The organism is Candidatus Devosia phytovorans (assembly GCA_029202405.1).
GTDB lineage: Bacteria > Pseudomonadota > Alphaproteobacteria > Rhizobiales > Devosiaceae > Devosia > Devosia phytovorans.
Map to the genome: position 1 here is coordinate 1560915 of CP119312.1, position 19010 is coordinate 1579924.

General features: G+C 60.4%; 19 protein-coding genes and 2 tRNA genes. All 21 read left to right on the forward strand.

What is annotated here, in order from left to right:
• Positions 1 to 4 precede the first annotated feature (4 nt).
• The 21 genes from tet (at position 5) to nuoK (ending at position 19001) form a co-directional block, all read left to right on the forward strand.
• Positions 5 to 1204, forward strand: a complete 1200-nt coding sequence (gene tet / locus P0Y65_07865) for a Tet(A)/Tet(B)/Tet(C) family tetracycline efflux MFS transporter (GenBank protein ID WEK06156.1) — start codon at positions 5 to 7, stop codon at positions 1202 to 1204.
• Between the two features lie 209 nt (positions 1205 to 1413).
• Entirely contained in the window at positions 1414 to 1686 is a 273-nt protein-coding gene (locus tag P0Y65_07870; protein WEK06157.1) for an HU family DNA-binding protein, read from the forward strand.
• 149 nt (positions 1687 to 1835) lie between these two features.
• Positions 1836 to 1911, forward strand: a tRNA-Val gene (locus tag P0Y65_07875).
• A 255-nt stretch (positions 1912 to 2166) separates the two neighbouring features.
• Positions 2167 to 2243, forward strand: a tRNA-Asp gene (locus P0Y65_07880).
• Between the two features lie 117 nt (positions 2244 to 2360).
• Positions 2361 to 3197, forward strand: coding sequence for an N-formylglutamate amidohydrolase (locus P0Y65_07885; protein WEK06158.1), 837 nt, complete (start codon positions 2361 to 2363; stop codon positions 3195 to 3197).
• Positions 3194 to 5038: a flavohemoglobin expression-modulating QEGLA motif protein gene (locus tag P0Y65_07890; GenBank protein WEK06159.1), complete on the forward strand. Its 1845-nt coding sequence runs from the start codon at positions 3194 to 3196 to the stop codon at positions 5036 to 5038. Before P0Y65_07885 ends, P0Y65_07890 begins: the two co-directional genes overlap by 4 nt.
• Positions 5039 to 5047: 9 nt before the next feature.
• On the forward strand, positions 5048 to 6094 hold the full coding sequence (locus tag P0Y65_07895; protein WEK06160.1) for a glutathione synthetase: 1047 nt from the start codon (positions 5048 to 5050) through the stop codon (positions 6092 to 6094).
• A 149-nt stretch (positions 6095 to 6243) separates the two neighbouring features.
• Positions 6244 to 6912, forward strand: coding sequence for a peptide-methionine (S)-S-oxide reductase MsrA (gene msrA, locus P0Y65_07900; protein ID WEK06755.1), 669 nt, complete (start codon positions 6244 to 6246; stop codon positions 6910 to 6912).
• Positions 6913 to 7171: 259 nt separating this feature from the next.
• Positions 7172 to 7699 carry an outer membrane beta-barrel protein gene (locus P0Y65_07905; protein WEK06161.1) on the forward strand — a complete coding sequence of 176 codons (528 nt, stop codon included), beginning with the start codon at positions 7172 to 7174 and terminating at the stop codon, positions 7697 to 7699.
• Positions 7700 to 8001: 302 nt separating this feature from the next.
• A complete protein-coding gene (locus tag P0Y65_07910; GenBank protein ID WEK06162.1) occupies positions 8002 to 8568 on the forward strand; it encodes an outer membrane beta-barrel protein in 567 nt (188 codons plus the stop codon).
• A 381-nt stretch (positions 8569 to 8949) separates the two neighbouring features.
• Positions 8950 to 9315 (forward strand): NADH-quinone oxidoreductase subunit A, encoded by a 366-nt coding sequence (locus P0Y65_07915; protein ID WEK06163.1) that lies wholly within the window; start codon positions 8950 to 8952, stop codon positions 9313 to 9315.
• Complete coding sequence (locus P0Y65_07920; GenBank protein ID WEK06164.1) at positions 9306 to 9887, forward strand: NADH-quinone oxidoreductase subunit B; 582 nt, start codon at positions 9306 to 9308, stop codon at positions 9885 to 9887. The genes P0Y65_07915 and P0Y65_07920 overlap by 10 nt, the downstream gene beginning before the upstream one ends.
• 10 nt (positions 9888 to 9897) lie before the next feature.
• On the forward strand, positions 9898 to 10515 hold the full coding sequence (locus P0Y65_07925) for an NADH-quinone oxidoreductase subunit C (GenBank protein ID WEK06165.1): 618 nt from the start codon (positions 9898 to 9900) through the stop codon (positions 10513 to 10515).
• A complete protein-coding gene (locus P0Y65_07930) occupies positions 10512 to 11705 on the forward strand; it encodes an NADH-quinone oxidoreductase subunit D (GenBank protein ID WEK06166.1) in 1194 nt (397 codons plus the stop codon). Before P0Y65_07925 ends, P0Y65_07930 begins: the two co-directional genes overlap by 4 nt.
• Positions 11705 to 13033, forward strand: coding sequence for an NADH-quinone oxidoreductase subunit NuoE (gene nuoE / locus P0Y65_07935; protein WEK06167.1), 1329 nt, complete (start codon positions 11705 to 11707; stop codon positions 13031 to 13033). The genes P0Y65_07930 and nuoE overlap by 1 nt, the downstream gene beginning before the upstream one ends.
• A gap of 11 nt (positions 13034 to 13044) precedes the next feature.
• A complete protein-coding gene (nuoF, locus tag P0Y65_07940; protein ID WEK06168.1) occupies positions 13045 to 14352 on the forward strand; it encodes an NADH-quinone oxidoreductase subunit NuoF in 1308 nt (435 codons plus the stop codon).
• 5 nt (positions 14353 to 14357) lie between these two features.
• A complete protein-coding gene (gene nuoG / locus P0Y65_07945; protein WEK06169.1) occupies positions 14358 to 16460 on the forward strand; it encodes an NADH-quinone oxidoreductase subunit NuoG in 2103 nt (700 codons plus the stop codon).
• Positions 16461 to 16469: 9 nt separating this feature from the next.
• Complete coding sequence (gene nuoH, locus P0Y65_07950) at positions 16470 to 17567, forward strand: NADH-quinone oxidoreductase subunit NuoH (GenBank protein ID WEK06170.1); 1098 nt, start codon at positions 16470 to 16472, stop codon at positions 17565 to 17567.
• Positions 17567 to 18055: an NADH-quinone oxidoreductase subunit NuoI gene (gene nuoI, locus P0Y65_07955; GenBank protein WEK06171.1), complete on the forward strand. Its 489-nt coding sequence runs from the start codon at positions 17567 to 17569 to the stop codon at positions 18053 to 18055. Before nuoH ends, nuoI begins: the two co-directional genes overlap by 1 nt.
• Positions 18056 to 18068: 13 nt before the next feature.
• Complete coding sequence (locus tag P0Y65_07960; protein WEK06172.1) at positions 18069 to 18677, forward strand: NADH-quinone oxidoreductase subunit J; 609 nt, start codon at positions 18069 to 18071, stop codon at positions 18675 to 18677.
• A gap of 15 nt (positions 18678 to 18692) precedes the next feature.
• A complete protein-coding gene (gene nuoK, locus P0Y65_07965; GenBank protein WEK06756.1) occupies positions 18693 to 19001 on the forward strand; it encodes an NADH-quinone oxidoreductase subunit NuoK in 309 nt (102 codons plus the stop codon).
• The last annotated feature ends 9 nt before the right edge of the window (positions 19002 to 19010 follow it).

Consider the following 19010-nt stretch of genomic DNA (forward strand, 5'->3'; position numbering starts at 1 on the left):
TTTGATGAACAAGCCGCTCATCGTCATACTCTTTGCCGTGGTGCTTGATTCCATCGGCATCGGCCTGATCTTCCCGATCCTGCCGCGCCTGCTGCGGGAAGTGGGGCATACCAGCGACATAGCTCTGACTCTCGGCCTGCTGCTGGCGCTCTATTCAGCCTGTCAGTTTCTCTTCTCGCCGATTCTGGGCGTGCTCAGCGATCGCTTCGGCCGACGGCCGGTGCTGCTGGTGTCGCTCGCCGGCGCGGCCATCGATTATCTGGTGATGGCCTTTGCGCCCGAGCTTTGGCTGTTGGTGGTCGGCCGCGCCATCGCCGGCATCACCAGTGCCAACATGGCCGTGGCGACGGCCTATATCACCGATATATCGAGCGAGGAGCAGCGGGCGCAGCGCTTTGGCTATTTCCACGCCATGTTCGGCATCGGCTTCATCATCGGGCCGGTGCTGGGCGGAATACTCGGCGACATATGGGTGCGCGCGCCCTTTCTGGCGGCAGCGGGTCTCAACGCGATCAACCTTGCCGTGGCTCTGTTCCTGCTTCCCGAATCCCGCAAGGGGCAACGCGATGCCAGATTCACCTTCGACACGCTCAACCCGTTCAAGCCGCTGCGCTGGGCGCTGACCTTCAAGGCGCTGATCCCGCTGATGGCGATCTTCGTCATCCTCAACTTCGTCGGCACCGTCTATGGCACCGCCTGGGCTCAGTTCAGCGAAGACATGTTCGAGTGGTCCGGCCTGACCATCGGTCTGTCGCTTGGCGCCTTTGGTGTCTGCCATGCTCTGGCCCAGGCCTTTCTCACCGGTCCGGCTGTTGAAAAGCTCGGCGAACGCTGGGCTCTGGTGGTGGGCATGGCCTTCGAAGGCTGCGCCATGCTGTCGCTGGCTCTGGTCCAGCATGGCTGGATCCTTTTTGCCATGGCGCCAGTCTTTGCCCTGGGCGGCATCGGCATGCCGGCGCTGCAATCGCTCATCACCCGCCAGGTCGATGGCGATCGGCAGGGCCAGTTGCAGGGCGTTTTGGCCAGCCTCGTCAGCCTTGCCGCGGTCTTTGGTCCGCTGTTTTTCAGCTTCCTCTATTTCGAGATTCGTGGCTCGTGGCCCGGGCTGATCTGGGTTGCGGCGCTAGGCTGTTATCTTCTCGCACTGCCGTTGATGTTGGGAATCAGGCGCGGTCCGGCTCTGGTGAAAACCGGTGCGGAATAGGTGCATAATCCGCTGAAATGCCCGGAAAACCGGGTAAAAAATCGCAATTCGGTCTTGCAGGGTCGGGTTTTCCGGTTCATTAACAGTCTCGCACCGTCCGGCCTCGCAAAACGCCCGGAAATCCTTGCCTTTCAATCAGAATCGACCAAGGGTTGCCGCGTTTTAAGGCTTCGCCACCGAGGCGGACAATTCCACTGTGAGGAAACGCTATGAACAAGAACGATCTGGTTGGCGTCGTCGCCGACAAAGCGACGATCACCAAGGCACAGGCCGCTGAAGCGGTTGACGCAGTGTTCGAGGCCATCACCGGCTCTCTGAAGGCTGGCGAAGAAGTCCGTCTCGTCGGTTTCGGCACTTTTGCCGTTTCCCAGCGCAAGGCTTCGACCGGCCGCAACCCGGCCACCGGCGCCGAAATCCAGATCCCGGCCTCCAACCAGGCCAAGTTCAAGCCCGGCAAGGGCCTGAAGGACGCGATCAACTAAGATCGCTTCCGGATACGATTTGATCGGCCCCGCGTGTTCGCACCGGGGCCTTTCTTTTGCCGGTTATCCCATGCCGGCGATTTTGCCGGTTGACGACAGCCGGCGAGGGCCCTAATCAGGGCCACCTTGCAAGGCCGATCCGGCCCGGCGGGCGATTAGCTCAGTTGGTAGAGCGCCTCGTTTACACCGAGGATGTCGGCGGTTCGAGTCCGTCATCGCCCACCATTCACCATCCCCCATCGTCGATGCTAACAGTCTGTTAGCCTATTCGCCGCGAATGCGACGATGGATTAGGACAAGCGTGAATCTCACCCGTCACATCAGGAAATTGTCGTTAGTCGCTGGTAGGGCGATACTTTTCCACAGGCTAAAGCCACTTTCTTGAAAATGTCACGTTGAACCCCTTTTGGTCGCTTGACTTGCCGATAGGGGCTGGGTAAACGACACCCACGTTGCGCGGATGACTTGTTCGCAAGCGCTGCGGGAGTAGCTCAGTTGGTTAGAGCGCCGGCCTGTCACGCCGGAGGTCGCGGGTTCGAGCCCCGTCTCTCGCGCCACCTTCTTCTTGAAGGTGTCGCAACCCAAACCCCTCACAGATCCTGACATTTTTGCGCGATGGAACCCCATCGGCAAGCGCCCGTTGACCTTGGCCTCTTTACCAGCGTCACACGGCCATGTCCTATCCAGCACGTCCCGTCAGGGATGACCTCCATCTGCAAGTCGAAGAAGCCGACCTCTGGTCGATGCATCGCGCAGCCTCGCCGCTGATCGGTACTGCCATCCACAATGGCCATTATGTTCGCGCAGACATCAAACCGTTGATGGCGCTGGATGAATCCAGCCGATTGCGCGAGGAAGATCCCTTTACCGAATATACGATCCGCGATGTCCCCAACCGGATCATCTTCCACCGCTCGCGTTTCGAGATCGATCTCAACCGGGCCAGGGACGGCGCCGTCTACCTCACTCCCGAGCAGGCCTGGGATCTCGACGTCTGGGCGCGGCCACCCGCCGAGCCACAGGTCAACGCCTCGTTGCACATCCACGACAGCTATTATTCTTCGCTGGCTCATATGCTTAGCGAGATCGAAGCCGAATTCGGCCGTTTCGTGCTGCTGGACATGCACAGCTATAACCACCGTCGCAGCGGCCCGCATGGCGAGCCGACCAGTCCAGACGACGCGCCTGTCATCAACATTGGTACGTCGTCCATGGACCGCGCCCATTGGGCCCATGTTCTCGATCCCTTCATGGAGAGCCTGCGCAGCTTCAGTTTTCGCGGGCAGACCATGGATGTGCGCGAGAACGTCGCTTTCCAGGGCAGGGGTGAGCAAACCCGCTTCGTGCATGAGAATTTTCCACAAAGCGGCTGCGCCATCGCTGTCGAGTTCAAGAAGATCTTCATGGACGAATGGACCGGACTGCCCGATCGTGAGGCGCTCGAAGCGCTGCGCACCATGATCCGCCAGTCGCTGCCGGTCCTGCTCACCAGCCTGCGGACCCATGCATGACCTCGTCCGATCAAGTCCTTCTCAAAACAATAGAATCCGCCCTCGCCGATGGCCAGCCGATCCGCCAGGACTTCGGCCGCAATGAACGCCTGCACATCGACCGCCCCATGCCATTTCTAGTGGTTCACGTCGGCCGCGCCCGCGAACCGGCGGCCCGTGATATCGTAACCGCCAGCTCGTCCTACCTGTTGGTTTCCAGCCTGCAGCGGGCCAAGGCCATCGTGGGTCTCGTTGCGGAATCGATGGTCGAACGCTTCGGCGCCTTCATCGTCCTTGATATCGGCGAGTTGAAGCGGGACCGGCTGGCCAGCGATGCCGACTATCTGCCTCCCTTTGAAATGACCCTGTCGGCATCGTCCGATGCCGGCGCCAAGGCTGCGGCCGCGGCTTTCAGTGCGGCCACGGAAAAGGTCCATTCCAAGTTCCGGATCCCGCAGTTGGCCCGCCCCGCCATCGCCAGCGATCCGGCCGCCAAACTGGCGCGGCTGCTGCCAAAATTGCCGGTTCTTACTCTGCGCTTCGCTCCCATTTATCGCGTGCCCGAGTCCGACAATGTCTACCCGCGGCTGCATGAACAGCTGGTCGCAAACCTGGTCGATTCCGGCCTGCAGGCGATCGCTGCCTTCACCGCAAGCACCAAGAGCCTCGCGATTTCGAGCCACCGCGCGCTGGGTCGGCGCGCTTTCATCGATGCAGTCAGCCGCGCCGACAAGGCGATTGACGATGTCGCCCAGTCCTTCGACTTCCTGCTGGCCGTCACGCCGATAAACGCCCGTGCCGCCTGGGAAGAATTTTCTGACACCGGTTTTGAACGAACCCCGCAGCTCCTCTATCGGCCGCTGACCATGGCAGTCGACCAGCAGAAGAAACGTCTGTTCTCTGTCGCGCTGGACCACTTCGAAGACCCGGTGCTGACAACGCTTTACCGCGAAAAGCAGCAGGAACTCGACCTCCAGCTGTCCTTGTTGGCAGCCAGGGAAACGCCGCGTTTCGTCGAGCTGGGCCGGGCGCTTTATGGGCCGGTCGAGCCGAGCCTCCTCAAGGCGGCGCAGGCGATTCTGGATGGCACGAAGTCGGAACGCGGCAAGGGGCCGCGTGATGATGCCGATGTTGCCTTTGTCCAACGCCGGGCGCAGGCAATGATCGAGGCCTATGTCGGCGCTTCGCCGCAGTTCGATGCCACGGTGGAGGTCCGCGACGATCTTCCGGGCGGGATGATGGTGTCGGGTGGGCGGCTTCTCATTGCCCGTAGCACCGTCATGGCCAAGGCTCGCGTCGAGGCGTTGCTGAGCCATGAGGTTGGCGTGCATCTGCTCACTTACTTCAACGGCTCGGCCCAGGGCCTGCGCCTCTTCCGGTCCGGTCTGGCCGGCTACGAAGGCGTACAGGAGGGGCTGGCAGTGCTGGCCGAATATCTCGTTGGTGGCATGACGCTGGGCCGGCTGCGGCTGCTCGCAGCCCGTGTCATTGGCTGCGCGGCCATGCTCGACGGCGCCAGTTTTCCTGACTGCTACAAGACGATCCGCGCCTTCGGCCTGCCTGAGAGTTCCGCGTTCAATCTCGTGCTGCGCGTCTACCGCGGGGGAGGTCTCGCCAAGGACGCCGTCTATCTGCGCGGGCTGCTTGAGGTATTGTCGCATCTTCGGTCGGGCGGATCGCTCGATCCGTTCTGGATGGGCAAGATCGCCGCCAGCCATTTCAGCATCATACAGGAGTTGAGTACGCGCGGCCTGCTCAAGGCCCCACAGCTTGTTCCTGCCTTCCTCTCCCATCCGCAAGCCGGTGATCGTCTGAAAAAAGCCGCCGCCGGCATGAGCCCGATCGACATGATCGGCAACTAGGAGCGTCACATGCGCATCGCATTCTTCGTCAATTCCATCGAGGGCGAAACGGCCAGCTATTCAACCACGCATCTGGCACTTGCAGCGCTCAATCGTGGCCATGATATCTGCTATGTCACCCCAGGCGATTTCGTGCTGCGCCAGGACGACAGTCTTTCAGTTCGCGCCCTGAACCTGCCAGGAACGAAATACAAGAAGGCCGAGACGCTGCATAAGGATTTGCAGGGCGAGGACACCAAGGTCGAAGTCCTGGATGTCAGCGAGATCGATATCCTGCTGCTGCGCAATGACCCCTCGGAAGACTCCGCCGACCGACCCTGGGCCGCGCAGGTCGGAGCAATCTTCGGGCGGCTGGCGGCAGCACGTGGCGTGACGGTTCTCAACGATCCTGACGGACTGATCCGGGCGCAGAACAAGCTCTATTTTCAGGAATTCCCGATCAGCGTCCGCCCCGACACACTGATTTCCAAAAGCATCGAGGAGATCCGCGGGTTTGTCGAAAGCCAGCCCAAGGGTGCGATCCTCAAGCCCTTGCAAGGCTCGGGCGGCAAGAATGTCTTCAAGATCGCCTCGCCCAAGGATGGCAATCTCAACCAGATTTTCGAAGCAGTGAGCGGCGAAGGCTACCTGATTGCTCAGGGCTTCATGCCAGAAGCTGCCGATGGCGATGTCCGCTTCTTCCTGATGAATGGTGTGCCACTGCAGCGCGACGGGAAATATGCCGCCTTCCGCCGTGCGCCGGCCAAGGGCGAAATCCGGTCCAATATCCATGCCGGCGGCAGCGCCGAGACGATCGACGTTTCGGATACCATGCTGCGGATTGCCGAGACGGTACGGCCCAAGCTCATCCAGGACGGCATGTTCCTTGTCGGTCTCGACATCGTTGGCGACAAGCTGCTCGAGATCAACGTCTTCACCCCCGGCGGGCTCAACAACCTGTCGCAGATGTACGACACCGACTTCACGCAGTCCGTGATCGAGGCCTTGGAAAACAAGGTGGCCATCAAGGCCGCCAATGCTGGCGCGATATCCAACCGGGAGTTGGCGACGCTCTAGTCAAAGGCGCGTGATGCCACTGATCTGTGAGGCAGGGAAGCGCATATAAGGAGCACAGAGCTTTTCGCTTCATTCGAGGTCGACCGATGTCCCGTTCCGCCCCTGCCACGATTGGCCCAAACCAGAACCGCCGGTCCTTGCTGGCAGCAATGCTGATCCTTCCTGCACTCGCTTTTGGCTTATGGAGCAAGCCCGTGCAGGCTCAGGAAGAGCCTGTCGAGATCGCGCCGCCTTCAACACAACTGGCTGAAAGCGGGACGAGCGCAACTGCTGTTTTTGCCGGCGGTTGCTTTTGGGGCGTGCAGGGCGTTTTCCAGCATGTGAAGGGTGTGACGCAGGCCGTGTCGGGCTATTCCGGTGGGTCGGCCGAGACGGCGACATACGATCTGACGACGCGTGGCGATACCGGTCACGCCGAGACGGTTGAGGTCACCTATGATCCCGCCGTGGTGAGCTACGGCGAACTGCTGCAGATCTATTTCTCTGTTGCGCACAATCCGACGCAGCTCAATTTCCAGGGTCCTGATCACGGCACGCAGTACCGTTCCACCATCTTCCCGGTGGATGACGAACAGGCTGCCTATGCCAAGGCCTATATCGACGAGCTGACCGCTGCGGGGCGGTTCGATGGTCCTATCGTTACGACGATCGAGCCTTTCGAAGCCTTCTATCCTGCCGAGCAGTATCACCAGGATTTCCTGACGCTGAACCCGACCTGGCCCTATATCGTGGTCAATGACCTGCCCAAGATCGAGGCGCTTAAGCAGCTGTTTCCCGGTGAATACCGGGCGGACCCGGTGCTGGTCGGCACGCTCTAGGGGCGGTAACATGTTCTTGTTGCACATCGGCCACGAATGCGGGCTGCCCTATTTTGGCCGCCTGGGCCGCACGTTTTCGCCCCTTCGAGTTTGCAGATATGTCGTGTCGGCTGTTCCGTGAACCCGGAATCATCCGGGGTCGCATTCCGGAATAGCCTCCACAACCTGCGGCGGAACTCAGGCGATAGCGTCGCGTTCCAACTGCCAAAGGTCTCGAAGCTAGGGAGAACGGCGATGAGCTTGTTCAACAGACTGGCGCTTGCAGCGCTCGCCACCACCACTCTCACCGGTACCCGCCTTTGCGGCTGACCTCATCACTGTCCCCACCAGCACGCCTGCGGAACTGCCGATATACGAAGAGCCTGGCTTTGATTGGAATGGCTTTTATGCCGGTGTCTATGGGGTCGCCCAGAATGGCGAAACTACAGACACGCAATATGGCCTCGGCGTCCAGGCCGGCTACAATGCCCAGTTCGATTTCTATCTGCTTGGCGCAGAAGTTGCTGTGCACGGGGTGACGGACAACGATACCGCCACCGAAACCAGTTATGGTCAGCTGCTGGGGCGTGCCGGTCTGGTTGTGAGCGACAATGTGCTGGTCTATGCGGCCGGCGGTTATGGCATCGATCTTGGCCCGCGGGATGAGGAAGACGCTTTGCTGGGTGGTGGCGTTGAACTCGCGGTGACCGATTCCATCTCGGTTGAAGCGCAGTATTTGCATGGCTTCTCGCTCACCGGCGATAACGACAAGGATCAGTTCACGCTCGGGGCTAACTTCCACTTCTAGCCGGAACACCAGATCCAGAATCACAGACGGCCCCGTTTCGATGGGGCCGTCTTTCTGTGTGGCAGCATGAACTATCCACGCCCTGATCATGCTCAGGTGAGCTGAAAAGTGGCGCTGAAATGGCGAATGGTTCAAATGTGTTTCAAATTGGACCAAAATCGTGGCTTCGAGGCAACGCACCCCTCCAAATGGTCACCCCTCCTTATCCTCGATGCCGAATTTGGGCGACCAAAGCCTTGTCACGCGCGTTGGGGTGCTGCATCTAACCCCTCGACTACGGTAACTTTATTGGAGTGCAAGATATGTTCGCACGTTCGCTTACTCTCGGTGTGGCCGCTGCCGCCCTTCTCGCTGGTGGCGCTCAGGCCGCTGACCTGATCATCCCGACGACCCCGCAGCCGATCTACGAAGCTGCTGGCTTCGATTGGGAAGGTCTCTATGCTGGTGCCCGTATCGGCGGCGTTTTCGCTGACGACGCTGCTGGCGACACCGCTTCGGGCTTCTCGGCTGGTGGCGCTGTTGGCGTCAACTTCCTCCCCGTCGACCCCTTCCTGGTCGGTGCTGAAGTCACCGGCGACTATGTCTGGTCCGATGACTTCCTCGACCAGAGCCAGTTCTTCGCGAACCTGCGCGCTGGCGCTGTCGTGACCGACTCGGTTCTCGTCTACGCCCTGGGTGGCGTTGGCGTCATCACCAACGACGTCGACTCCTACGGCGCTTACCAGCTCGGTGGCGGTGTTGAAGTTGCCGTTACCGACGCTGTCACCGTTCGCGGTGAAGTCGTTGGTCAGGGCTTCTTTGACGACGAAATCCGTGACGATTTCTTCGACTCCGCCAAGGCAACCGTCGGCGTGTTCTACCACTTCTAAGATTTGCAAAAGGGCAGGGTGGTTCGCCACCCTGCTGACCTAGTGTCTTGCAGACCCAATGCGGCGATCCAGGAAACTGGATCGCCGTTTTGGTTTTTGGTGTGCTCAGTTGGTGGGCGCCTGTTTCATCCGCACGGCCCGTTTCGGGAATACCCGAAACAGCACACTTCACGGCCTTCGTCGCACGGCGTGTTAGCAAACATTTCTCCTAGATGATGCCTGCGATATATGATGATTTTGCTCATGTTTTCTTTCCCTTGAAACGCGATAGCCAAAGGTCTAAGCCCAAACCATCAACTGTCGCGTTGGTTCGCTTGCCCCAATTGCTTGCGCAACTCTCGCTCCCCGGTCGCCCGACCGGATTAGAAAACAGGCTGCCGCATGACTGATTTGCTCAGCGCTTATCTGCCGATCGTCCTCTTTCTTGCCATTGCTGGCGTGATCGGTTTGGCGCTTCTGGTTGCCCCGTTCATCGTGGCCGTGAAGAATCCGGATCCGGAGAAGGTTTCGGCTTTCGAAGCTGGTTTCGAGGCGTTCGACGACGCGCGCATGAAGTTCGATGTGCGATTCTATCTGGTGTCGATTCTCTTCATCATCTTCGACCTGGAAGTGGCTTTCCTCTTCCCCTGGGCCGTGGCTTTCCATGACGTGGGTTGGTTTGGCTTCTGGTCGATGATGATCTTCCTCGGCGTGTTGACCGTCGGCTTTATCTACGAATGGCGTAAGGGGGCCCTGGAATGGGATTGAGCGAACAAAACGGCACGCTGGTCGCGCCGCGCCCGACAGGCCTCGTCGATCCGCGCACCGGCAAGACTGCTGGTGCCAACGATCCCTTTTTCACCGATGTCACCGACGAACTGGCCGACAAGGGTTTCCTGCTTTCAACCGTCAATCAGCTTGTCACCTGGGCGCGTACCGGGTCGCTGATGTGGATGCAGACGGGCCTGGCGTGCTGCGCTGTGGAAATGATGCAGATGTCGATGCCACGCTACGACATCGAGCGGTTTGGCACGGCGCCGCGCGCTTCTCCGCGCCAGTCGGACGTCCTGATCGTTGCCGGTACGCTGACCAACAAGATGGCTCCCGCGCTGCGCAAGGTCTACGACCAGATGCCAGAGCCGCGCTATGTCATCTCGATGGGCAGTTGCGCCAATGGTGGCGGCTACTATCACTATTCCTATTCCGTGGTGCGCGGTTGCGACCGGGTTCTGCCAGTGGATGTCTATGTCCCTGGTTGCCCGCCAACTGCTGAAGCACTGCTTTACGGCATTCTGCTGTTGCAGAAAAAAATCCGCCGTACTGGTACAATCGAACGCTAGGTCACCCAGAATGGATGAAACTATCCAGGTCGATCCGCTCGTGGACCTTGGCGAGCACATTGCCGGCTCGCTGGGCACGGCTGTCCTTGCCCAGGAAGTGGCATTCGGCGAGCTCACGCTGACTGTCGAGCGCGACCAGATTGTGGCCGTCGTGACTTTCCTGCGTGACGATGGGCGTTGCCGCTTCGTCAGCTTCGTGGATGTCTGCGGGGCAGACTATCCGGCGCGCGATGAGCGCTTCGACGTGGTCTACCACTTCATGAGCCCCTATCTGAACCAGCGCATCCGCGTGAAGGTTACCGCCGACGATGTGACGCCGGTTCCCAGCATCACGGGCGTCTTCAAGGGTGCCCAGTGGTTCGAGCGCGAAGCTTATGATCTCTATGGCATGCTGTTCTCGGGTCACGATGACCTGCGCCGTATCCTGACGGACTACGGTTTTGACGGTCATCCGCTGCGCAAGGATTTTCCGACGACGGGTTTTGTCGAGGTTCGTTATGACGAGGAGCGCAAGCGCGTCGTCTATGAGCCGGTCAAGCTCATGCAGGAATACCGTTCGTTCGACTATCTGTCGCCTTGGGAAGGTACAGACTATGTGCTGCCCGGCGACGAGAAGGCCAAGCCATGAGTGTTGAAGCCGAAGTCCGCAATTTCACCATCAACTTTGGTCCCGTGCACCCCTCGGCCCATGGTGTGCTGCGTCTGATTCTTGAGCTCGACGGTGAAATCGTCGAGCGCGTCGATCCGCATATCGGTCTGCTGCATCGCGGTACCGAAAAGCTGATCGAATCCAAGACCTACCTGCAGGCCGTGCCCTATTTCGACCGCCTCGACTATGTGGCGCCGATGAACCAGGAGCATGCCTTTGCCCTGGCCGTCGAGAAGCTGCTGGATCTGGAAGTGCCACGCCGCGGCCAGCTGATCCGCGTGCTCTATTCGGAAATCGGGCGCCTGCTGGCACATCTGATGAACGTCACCACCCAGGCCATGGACGTTGGCGCGCTGACGCCGCCGGTCTGGGGCTTCGAGTGGCGCGAAAAGCTGATGATCTTTTATGAGCGTGCGTCCGGCGCGCGCATGCATGCGGCCTATTTCCGTCCCGGTGGCGTGCATCAGGATCTGCCGCAGGCCCTGGTCGACGATATCGAGACCTTCTGCCACGAGTTCCCGAAGTTCATCGAGGATCTCGATGAATTGCTGACCGAAAACCGCATCTTCAAGCAGCGCAACGTCGATATCGGCGTGGTCGATCTCGATGATGCCTGGAACATGGGTTTTTCGGGCGTGATGGTGCGTGGCTCCGGCGCTGCCTGGGACCTGCGCAAGAGCCAGCCCTACGAATGCTATGACGAGATGGAATTCGACATTCCCGTCGGCAAGAGCGGCGATTGCTACGACCGCTACCTCATCCGCATGGAAGAGATGAAGCAGTCGACGTCGATCATGCGCCAGTGTGTCGAGAAGTTGAACGCTGCTGACGGCAAGGGCCCGGTGTCCTCGCTTGACGGTAAGGTTGTCCCGCCCAAGCGCGGCGAGATGAAGAAGTCGATGGAAGCCCTGATCCATCACTTCAAGCTCTATACCGAGGGCTACAAAGTTCCTGCCGGCGAAGTTTACGCCGCCGTGGAAGCGCCAAAGGGTGAATTCGGCGTCTATCTGGTCAGTGATGGCTCCAACAAGCCCTATCGCTGCAAGATCCGTGCGCCGGGCTTTGCGCATTTGTCGGCCATGGATTTCCTGTGCCGCGGCCACATGCTGGCTGACGTCTCGGCCATCCTTGGCTCGCTTGATATCGTGTTCGGAGAGGTTGATCGCTAATGGTTGCGCGTCGCCTTGCGGATGACCAGGTTCAACCTGCGTCATTTGCTTTCAATGCTGACAACGCCAAATGGGCGGATTGGAAGATCGGGCTCTACCCGACCGGCCGTCAGCAATCTGCTGTTATTCCGCTGCTCATGCGTGCGCAGGAGCAGGATGGCTGGGTCAGCCGCGCGACGATCGAAAAGATCGCTGAAATGCTCGGGATGGCCTATATCCGCGTGCTGGAAGTGGCTACGTTCTACACTCAGTTCCAGCTTCAGCCGGTTGGTACGCGCGCCCATGTGCAGGTTTGCGGCACCACGCCCTGCATGCTGCGCGGCGCCGAAGGGCTCATCGAAGTCTGCAAGAGCAAGATCCACCATGATCCGCATCACCTCAATGAGGATGGCACGCTGAGCTGGGAAGAGGTCGAATGCGCTGGCGCTTGCGTCAATGCACCCATGGTCACGATCTTCAGGGACACCTATGAAGACCTGACCGAGGAGCGCCTTGCCGAGATCATCGACGCCTTCGCCGCTGGCAAGGGTGATACGGTAAAGGTCGGCACCCAGACCGAGCGCCTGAATGCTGCGCCGGAAGGCGGTCGTGTGGTGCTTCTCGAAGAAGCAACCACGTTCCGCGAAAAGTTTGTGCCGCCACCACCGCCGCCCGAGGCTGCTCCGGCTGCGGCAGCACCTGCTGCGCCCGCAACGGCAGCGCCTGCCCAGGCGCCGACCACGGCTGCAAAGCCCAAGGACGTGACCGAGGAATCGGCTCCGGCCATCAAGGGTCCGTCCAAGGACGCAAAGGTGTCCGAGGCCAAGGCTGAGGGCGAGCGCAAGGCCGCCAGTGCCTCTGCCAAGGCCAGCGGCGAGCCGAACGAGGCGATGCGCAAGGGTGCGACTGGCGCTGAGTCCGACGCGGCCAAGGTTGATGGCGGCAAAGCTGCTGGCAAGAAGACCAATACGGTCGCAGCCGATGGCGCAACCGAAGCCAGCCCAAAGAAGTCCCGCACGATCATAGCGCCCAAGGCCAACCCCAAAGAGGTCAATCCCGTCGCCGAAAAGGGCGGGGATGCACCGCTATTCGTGGCTCCGGAAGGCGCTGCCGACGATCTCAAGCTGATTGCAGGTGTCGGCCCGGTGCTGGAACGCCGCCTTAACGCGCTGGGCATTACTCAGTGGAACCAGGTGGCCAAGCTTACGCCGGAGCAGATCGACCAGGTTGAAGGCTCGCTCAACTTCAAGGGTCGCGTTGCGCGCGATAACTGGTTGGCACAGTCTGAAGTGCTCGCCCGTGGTGGCGAGGAAGAATATGTCCGCGTCTTCGGCAAGAAGCCGCGTTAGGAGTGTGAGAATTGCTCGCTGACAAGGATCGCATCTTCACCAATCTCTACGGCCACGGTGACTGGGGCCTCGAAGGCGCGCGCAAGCGCGGCGGATGGAGCGGTACGAAGGAATTTCTCGACCAGGGTCGTGACTGGATCACCAACGAGGTCAAGGCCTCGGGTCTGCGTGGTCGTGGCGGCGCCGGCTTCCCGACCGGCCTCAAGTGGTCGTTCATGCCCAAGCAGAGCGATGGTCGTCCGCACTATCTCCTGGTCAATGCCGATGAGTCCGAGCCCGGCACGTGCAAGGACCGTGAAATCCTGCGCCATGATCCGCATCACCTGATCGAAGGCTGCCTGATCGCCTGCCGCGCCATGGATGCCCATCTGGCATTCATCTATGTGCGTGGTGAATTCGTGCGGGAGCGCGAGCGCCTAGAACGCGCCGTTGAAGAGGCCTATGAAGCCAAGCTGATCGGCAAGGACAATATTCACGGCTGGGACCTGGACATCATCGTCCATCATGGTGCCGGTGCTTATATCTGTGGCGAAGAAACCGCCCTGATGGAATCGCTGGAAGGCAAGAAGGGTCAGCCACGCCTCAAGCCGCCGTTCCCGGCTGGCATGGGCGTCTATGGCAACCCAACGACGGTCAACAATGTCGAGTCCATTGCCGTGGTGCCGGAAATCCTGCGTCGCTCTGCGGGTTGGTTCTCGTCGATCGGTCGCCCGAACAATGTCGGCACCAAGCTGTTCATGGTCTCGGGCCATGTGAACAAGCCGGCGACCTTCGAAGAAGCCCTGGGCGAAAGCTTCAAGGACATCATCGAAAAGCATTGCGGCGGCATTCGTGGCGGCTGGGACAATCTGTTGGCCGTGATCCCGGGCGGCGCGTCCTGCCCGGTCGTGCGCGGCGAGGACATGATGGATGCCATCATGGACTTCGACGGTCTGCGTGAGAAGAAGTCGAGCTTCGGCACCGGCGGCATGATCATCATGGACAAGTCCACCGATATCATCAAAGCCATCTGGCGTATCGCGGCCTTCTTCAAGCACGAGAGCTGCGGTCAGTGCACGCCGTGCCGTGAAGGCACCGGCTGGATGATGCGCGTGATGGAGCGCATGGTCGAAGGCCGCGCCCAGAAGCGCGAAATCGACATGCTGTTCGAGGTCACCAAGCAGATCGAAGGCCACACCATCTGTGCCTTGGGCGATGCTGCGGCCTGGCCGATCCAGGGCCTGATCCGCAACTTCCGTCCCACGATCGAGGCGCGGATCGAGCAGTACACATATTCGTCCACCTCCGACGGCGCCGTGCCGTCGATTGCGGCGGAGTAGGGCTGATGGCAAATATCAAGGTCGACGGCACACTCGTCGAAGTTCCCGATTACTACACGCTGATGCAGGCCGCCGAGGCAGCCGGCGCGGAAATTCCGCGCTTCTGCTATCACGAGCGCCTGTCGGTGGCCGGCAATTGCCGCATGTGCCTTGTCGAGGTGAAGGGCGGTCCGCCTAAGCCACAGGCCAGCTGTGCCATGTCGGTCAAGGACCTGCGTCCTGGCCCGAATGGCGAGCCACCCGAGATGTTCACCAACACGCCGATGGTCAAGAAGGCCCGCGAAGGCGTGATGGAATTCCTGCTGATCAACCATCCGCTCGACTGCCCGATCTGCGATCAGGGCGGCGAGTGCGATCTGCAGGACCAGGCCATGGCCTATGGCGTGGACAAGAACCGCTTTGCCGAGAACAAGCGTGCCGTCGAGGACAAGTATATTGGCCCGCTGGTCAAGACCTCGATGAACCGCTGCATCCACTGCACGCGTTGTGTGCGCTTTACCACCGAGGTTGCCGGTATCGCCGAGATGGGCCTGCTGGGCCGCGGCGAAGACGCAGAGATCACGACCTATCTGGAGCAGGCGCTGTCGAGCGAGCTGCAGGGCAATGTCATCGACCTCTGCCCGGTCGGTGCGCTGACCTCCAAGCCCTACGCCTTCAACGCCCGTCCGTGGGAACTGGTGAAGACTGAATCCATCGACGTCATGGACGCCGTCGGCTCCAACATCCGCGTCGACAGCCGTGGCCGCGAAGTCATGCGCGTCCTGCCGCGCATCAACGAAGCGATCAACGAAGAGTGGATTTCGGACAAGACCCGCTTCATCTGGGATGGGCTCAAGAGCCAGCGGCTCGACCGTCCCTATGTGCGCAAGTCCGGCAAGCTTCAGCCTGCAAGCTGGGAAGAAGCGCTGTCTGCGGTTGCTTCTCGGGTCAAGAAGGCCGGCAACAAGGTCGGCGCCATTGCCGGTGACCTCGCTGCCGTCGAGGAAATGTATGCCCTCAAGGGCATGCTTGCATCGATCGGCTCTGGCATGACCGATGTGCGTCCTGCGATGTCGGGTATCGATCCGTCGATGCCGCGCTCGGCCTATCTCTTCAATCCGACCATTTCAGGTATCGAAGAGGCCGACGCCATCCTGATCATCGGCAGCAATCCGCGCAAGGAAGCGTCGCTGATCAATGCCCGTATCCGCAAGACCTGGCGTGCCAAGGGCTTGCCGATTGGCGTGATCGGCGAGCAGGCTGAGCTGACCTATGCCTATTCCTATCTCGGCGAAGGCCTTGAGACGCTGGCCGACCTGGTTGCCGGCAAGGGTTCGTTTGGCGAAATCCTCGCCAAGGCACAGCGTCCTCTGATCATCGTTGGCGAAGGCGCCGTCTCGCATACCAAGCTCGGCAAGCAGGCCGGTCGCGACACCATCGCGATGGCAGCAAAGCTGGCAACCGGTGCAACGGTTGCCGAGGGCTGGAATGGCTTTGCACTCCTGCACAATGCCGCCAGCCGCGTTGGAGGCATCGATATCGGCTTTGTGCCGCACGACGGTGGCGTCTGCTCGGCCGACCAGATCGCGCTTGCCGGCAAGGGCGAGCTCGACGTGCTCTTCCTGCTCGGTGCCGATGAATACGACACCTCGGCCATGGGCAAGGCTTTCGTGGTCTATATCGGCAGCCATGGCGACGTCGGTGCACACCGTGCCGATGTCATCCTGCCGGCGGCGACCTACACTGAGAAGTCGGGTACCTATGTCAACACCGAGGGCCGCGTGCAGGTGACCAACCGCGCCGTGTTCCCGCCGGGCGATGCCAAGGAAGACTGGGCCATCATCCGTGCGCTCTCGGGCGCCATTGGCCAGCCGCTGCCCTACAACTCGCTGACGCAGCTGCGTGCCGCCATCTACGCCGAATTCCCGCATCTGGCGCGAATTGACCAGATTTCGTCTGGATCGGTGGCTGATGTTGCAAAGCTTGCCAAGGCCGCGATCAAGACCAAGTCGGCACCTTACGGCTCTGCCGTCGCCGATTTCTATCTCAGCAATCCGATTGCCCGTGCATCCGCCGTCATGGGCGAATGCGCCGCCATGGCGGCGGGCCTGCGTCAGGCTGCGGAGTAGGGGAGCATAATGGACTTCGTACTTACCGCTCTCGACTATCTGCTCGGCATCCCGGTTCTTGGCTGGGGTGTGCAGGTGGGCTTTGTCTACAAGGCCCTGCTGCTGCTGGTCGCCCTGCTGGTGTTCACCGCTTTCATCCTGCTGGCCGACCGCAAGATCTGGGCAGCCGTGCAGATGCGTCGCGGCCCCAATGTGGTTGGTCCCTTTGGCCTGTTCCAAAGCTTTGCCGATCTGATCAAGTTCGCCCTCAAGGAACCCATCATTCCCGGTGGTTCCGACAAGGTGCTGTTCCTGTTCGCGCCGCTGCTGACGGCCACGCTGGCACTGACCGGCTGGGCCGTGGTGCCGGTCGGGGCGGGGCTGGTCATTGCCGACATCAATCTGGGTATCCTCTACCTGCTCGCCATTTCGTCGCTCGGCGTCTATGGCGTGATCATCGGCGGCTGGGCCTCGAACTCGAAATATCCCTTCCTTGGCTCGCTTCGTTCGGCCGCACAGATGGTGTCCTACGAAGTCTCGATCGGCCTCGTCATCATCACCGTGCTGCTCTGCGTGGGTTCGCTGAATCTCAGCGACATCGTTGTCGCGCAGCAGGAAATGGGCCTGGCTCATATGCTCGGCGTGCCGTGGCTGTCGTTCCTGAACTGGTTCTGGCTGCCGCTGTTCCCGATGTTCGTGATTTTCTACATCTCGGCCCTAGCCGAGACCAACCGCCCGCCCTTCGATCTGGCGGAAGGTGAATCCGAACTCGTTGCCGGCTTCATGACCGAATATTCGGCCACGCCCTACATGTTGTTCATGCTGGGCGAGTATATCTCGATCCTGCTGATGTGCGGCATGACCACCATCCTGTTCCTGGGTGGCTGGGCTTCGCCCATCGATCTGCCGCTCTTCACCTGGATCCCGGGTGTGGTCTGGTTCGTGATCAAGCTGAGCGCAGTGTTCTTCATGTTCGCCATGGCCAAGGCCATCGTGCCCCGTTACCGCTATGACCAGCTCATGCGTATTGGCTGGAAGCTGTTCCTGCCGCTGTCGCTGCTTATGGTCATCATTGTCGCTTTCGTCCTCATGCTCACCGGCTGGGGCTGGCATGGAGGGATGGCCTGATGCGCGCCGCCCAGTTCGTCAACACGCTGCTGCTCACGGAGCTGGTGAAAGCCTTCTTCCTGACCATGCGCTATTTCTTCTCGCCAAAGCCGACCATCAACTATCCCTTCGAAAAGGGCCATGTGTCGCCGCGCTTCCGGGGCGAACATGCATTGCGCCGCTATCCCAACGGGGAAGAGCGTTGCATTGCCTGCAAGCTGTGCGAAGCCATCTGCCCGGCTCAGGCCATCACCATTGAGGCCGGTCCGCGCCAGAACGACGGTACCCGCCGTACAGTGCGCTATGACATCGATATGGTGAAGTGCATCTACTGCGGCTTCTGTCAGGAAGCTTGTCCGGTGGACGCCATCGTCGAGGGCCCGAACTTCGAATTCGCCACTGAAACGCGTGAAGAGCTGTACTTCTCCAAGGAAAAGCTCCTCGCCAATGGTGATCGCTGGGAGCGCGAAATCGCTCATAATCTCGCCGCTGACGCGCCGTATCGCTGAGAGGGAAGAGCCTATGACCCTTCCATTATTCTTCTTCTACCTGTTCTCGGCGATCCTCGTCGCATCCGCGGTGATGGTGATCTCGGCGCGCAACCCAGTGCATGCCGTGCTGTTTTTGATCCTGGCGTTCTTTAACGCATCGGGCCTGTTCATGCTGGCCGGGGCCGAGTTCCTCGCGCTGCTGCTGATCGTGGTCTATGTGGGCGCCGTGGCGGTGCTGTTCCTCTTCGTCGTGATGATGCTCGACGTCGACTTTGCCTCGTTGCGCCAGGGCTTCCTGCAATATGCGCCGGTCGGCATGGTAGTCGGCATCATCTTGCTGCTCGAGCTTCTGCTGCTCGCGGGCAGCTTTGTGGTGTCGCCTGAAGCAGCATCCGGGTCGGGTCTGCCGATGGATGGGGCAACGGACAATATGCGCGCCATCGGCCTCGTGCTCTACACGCGCTACGTTTTCCTGTTCCAGGGCGCTGCCGCCGTGCTGCTGGTCGCCATGATTGGCGCCATCGTGCTTACGCTGCGTCACAAACCAAATGTAAAACGCCAGAACCCCATCGATCAGGTCGCCCGCAAGCGCGCCGACACGCTCGAAGTGGTCAAGGTCAAAAGCGGTCAAGGGCTGTAGGAGGCAAACATGGGCTTGGGTATCGGGCTCGGTCACTACCTGACCGTAGCAGCCATTCTGTTCACGCTCGGCGTGTTCGGCATCTTCATCAACCGCAAGAACGTCATCGTCATCCTGATGTCGGTGGAACTGATCCTTCTGGCGGTCAATCTCAACATGGTTGCCTTCAGCGCGACGCTCAACGATCTGCAGGGCCAGATCTTTGCGCTGCTGATCCTGACCGTGGCTGCCGCCGAGGCCGCGATCGGCCTGGCAATCCTAGTTATTTTCTATCGCAACCGTGGCTCGATCGCGGTTGAAGACGTCAACCAGATGAAGGGCTAAGAAGACCGC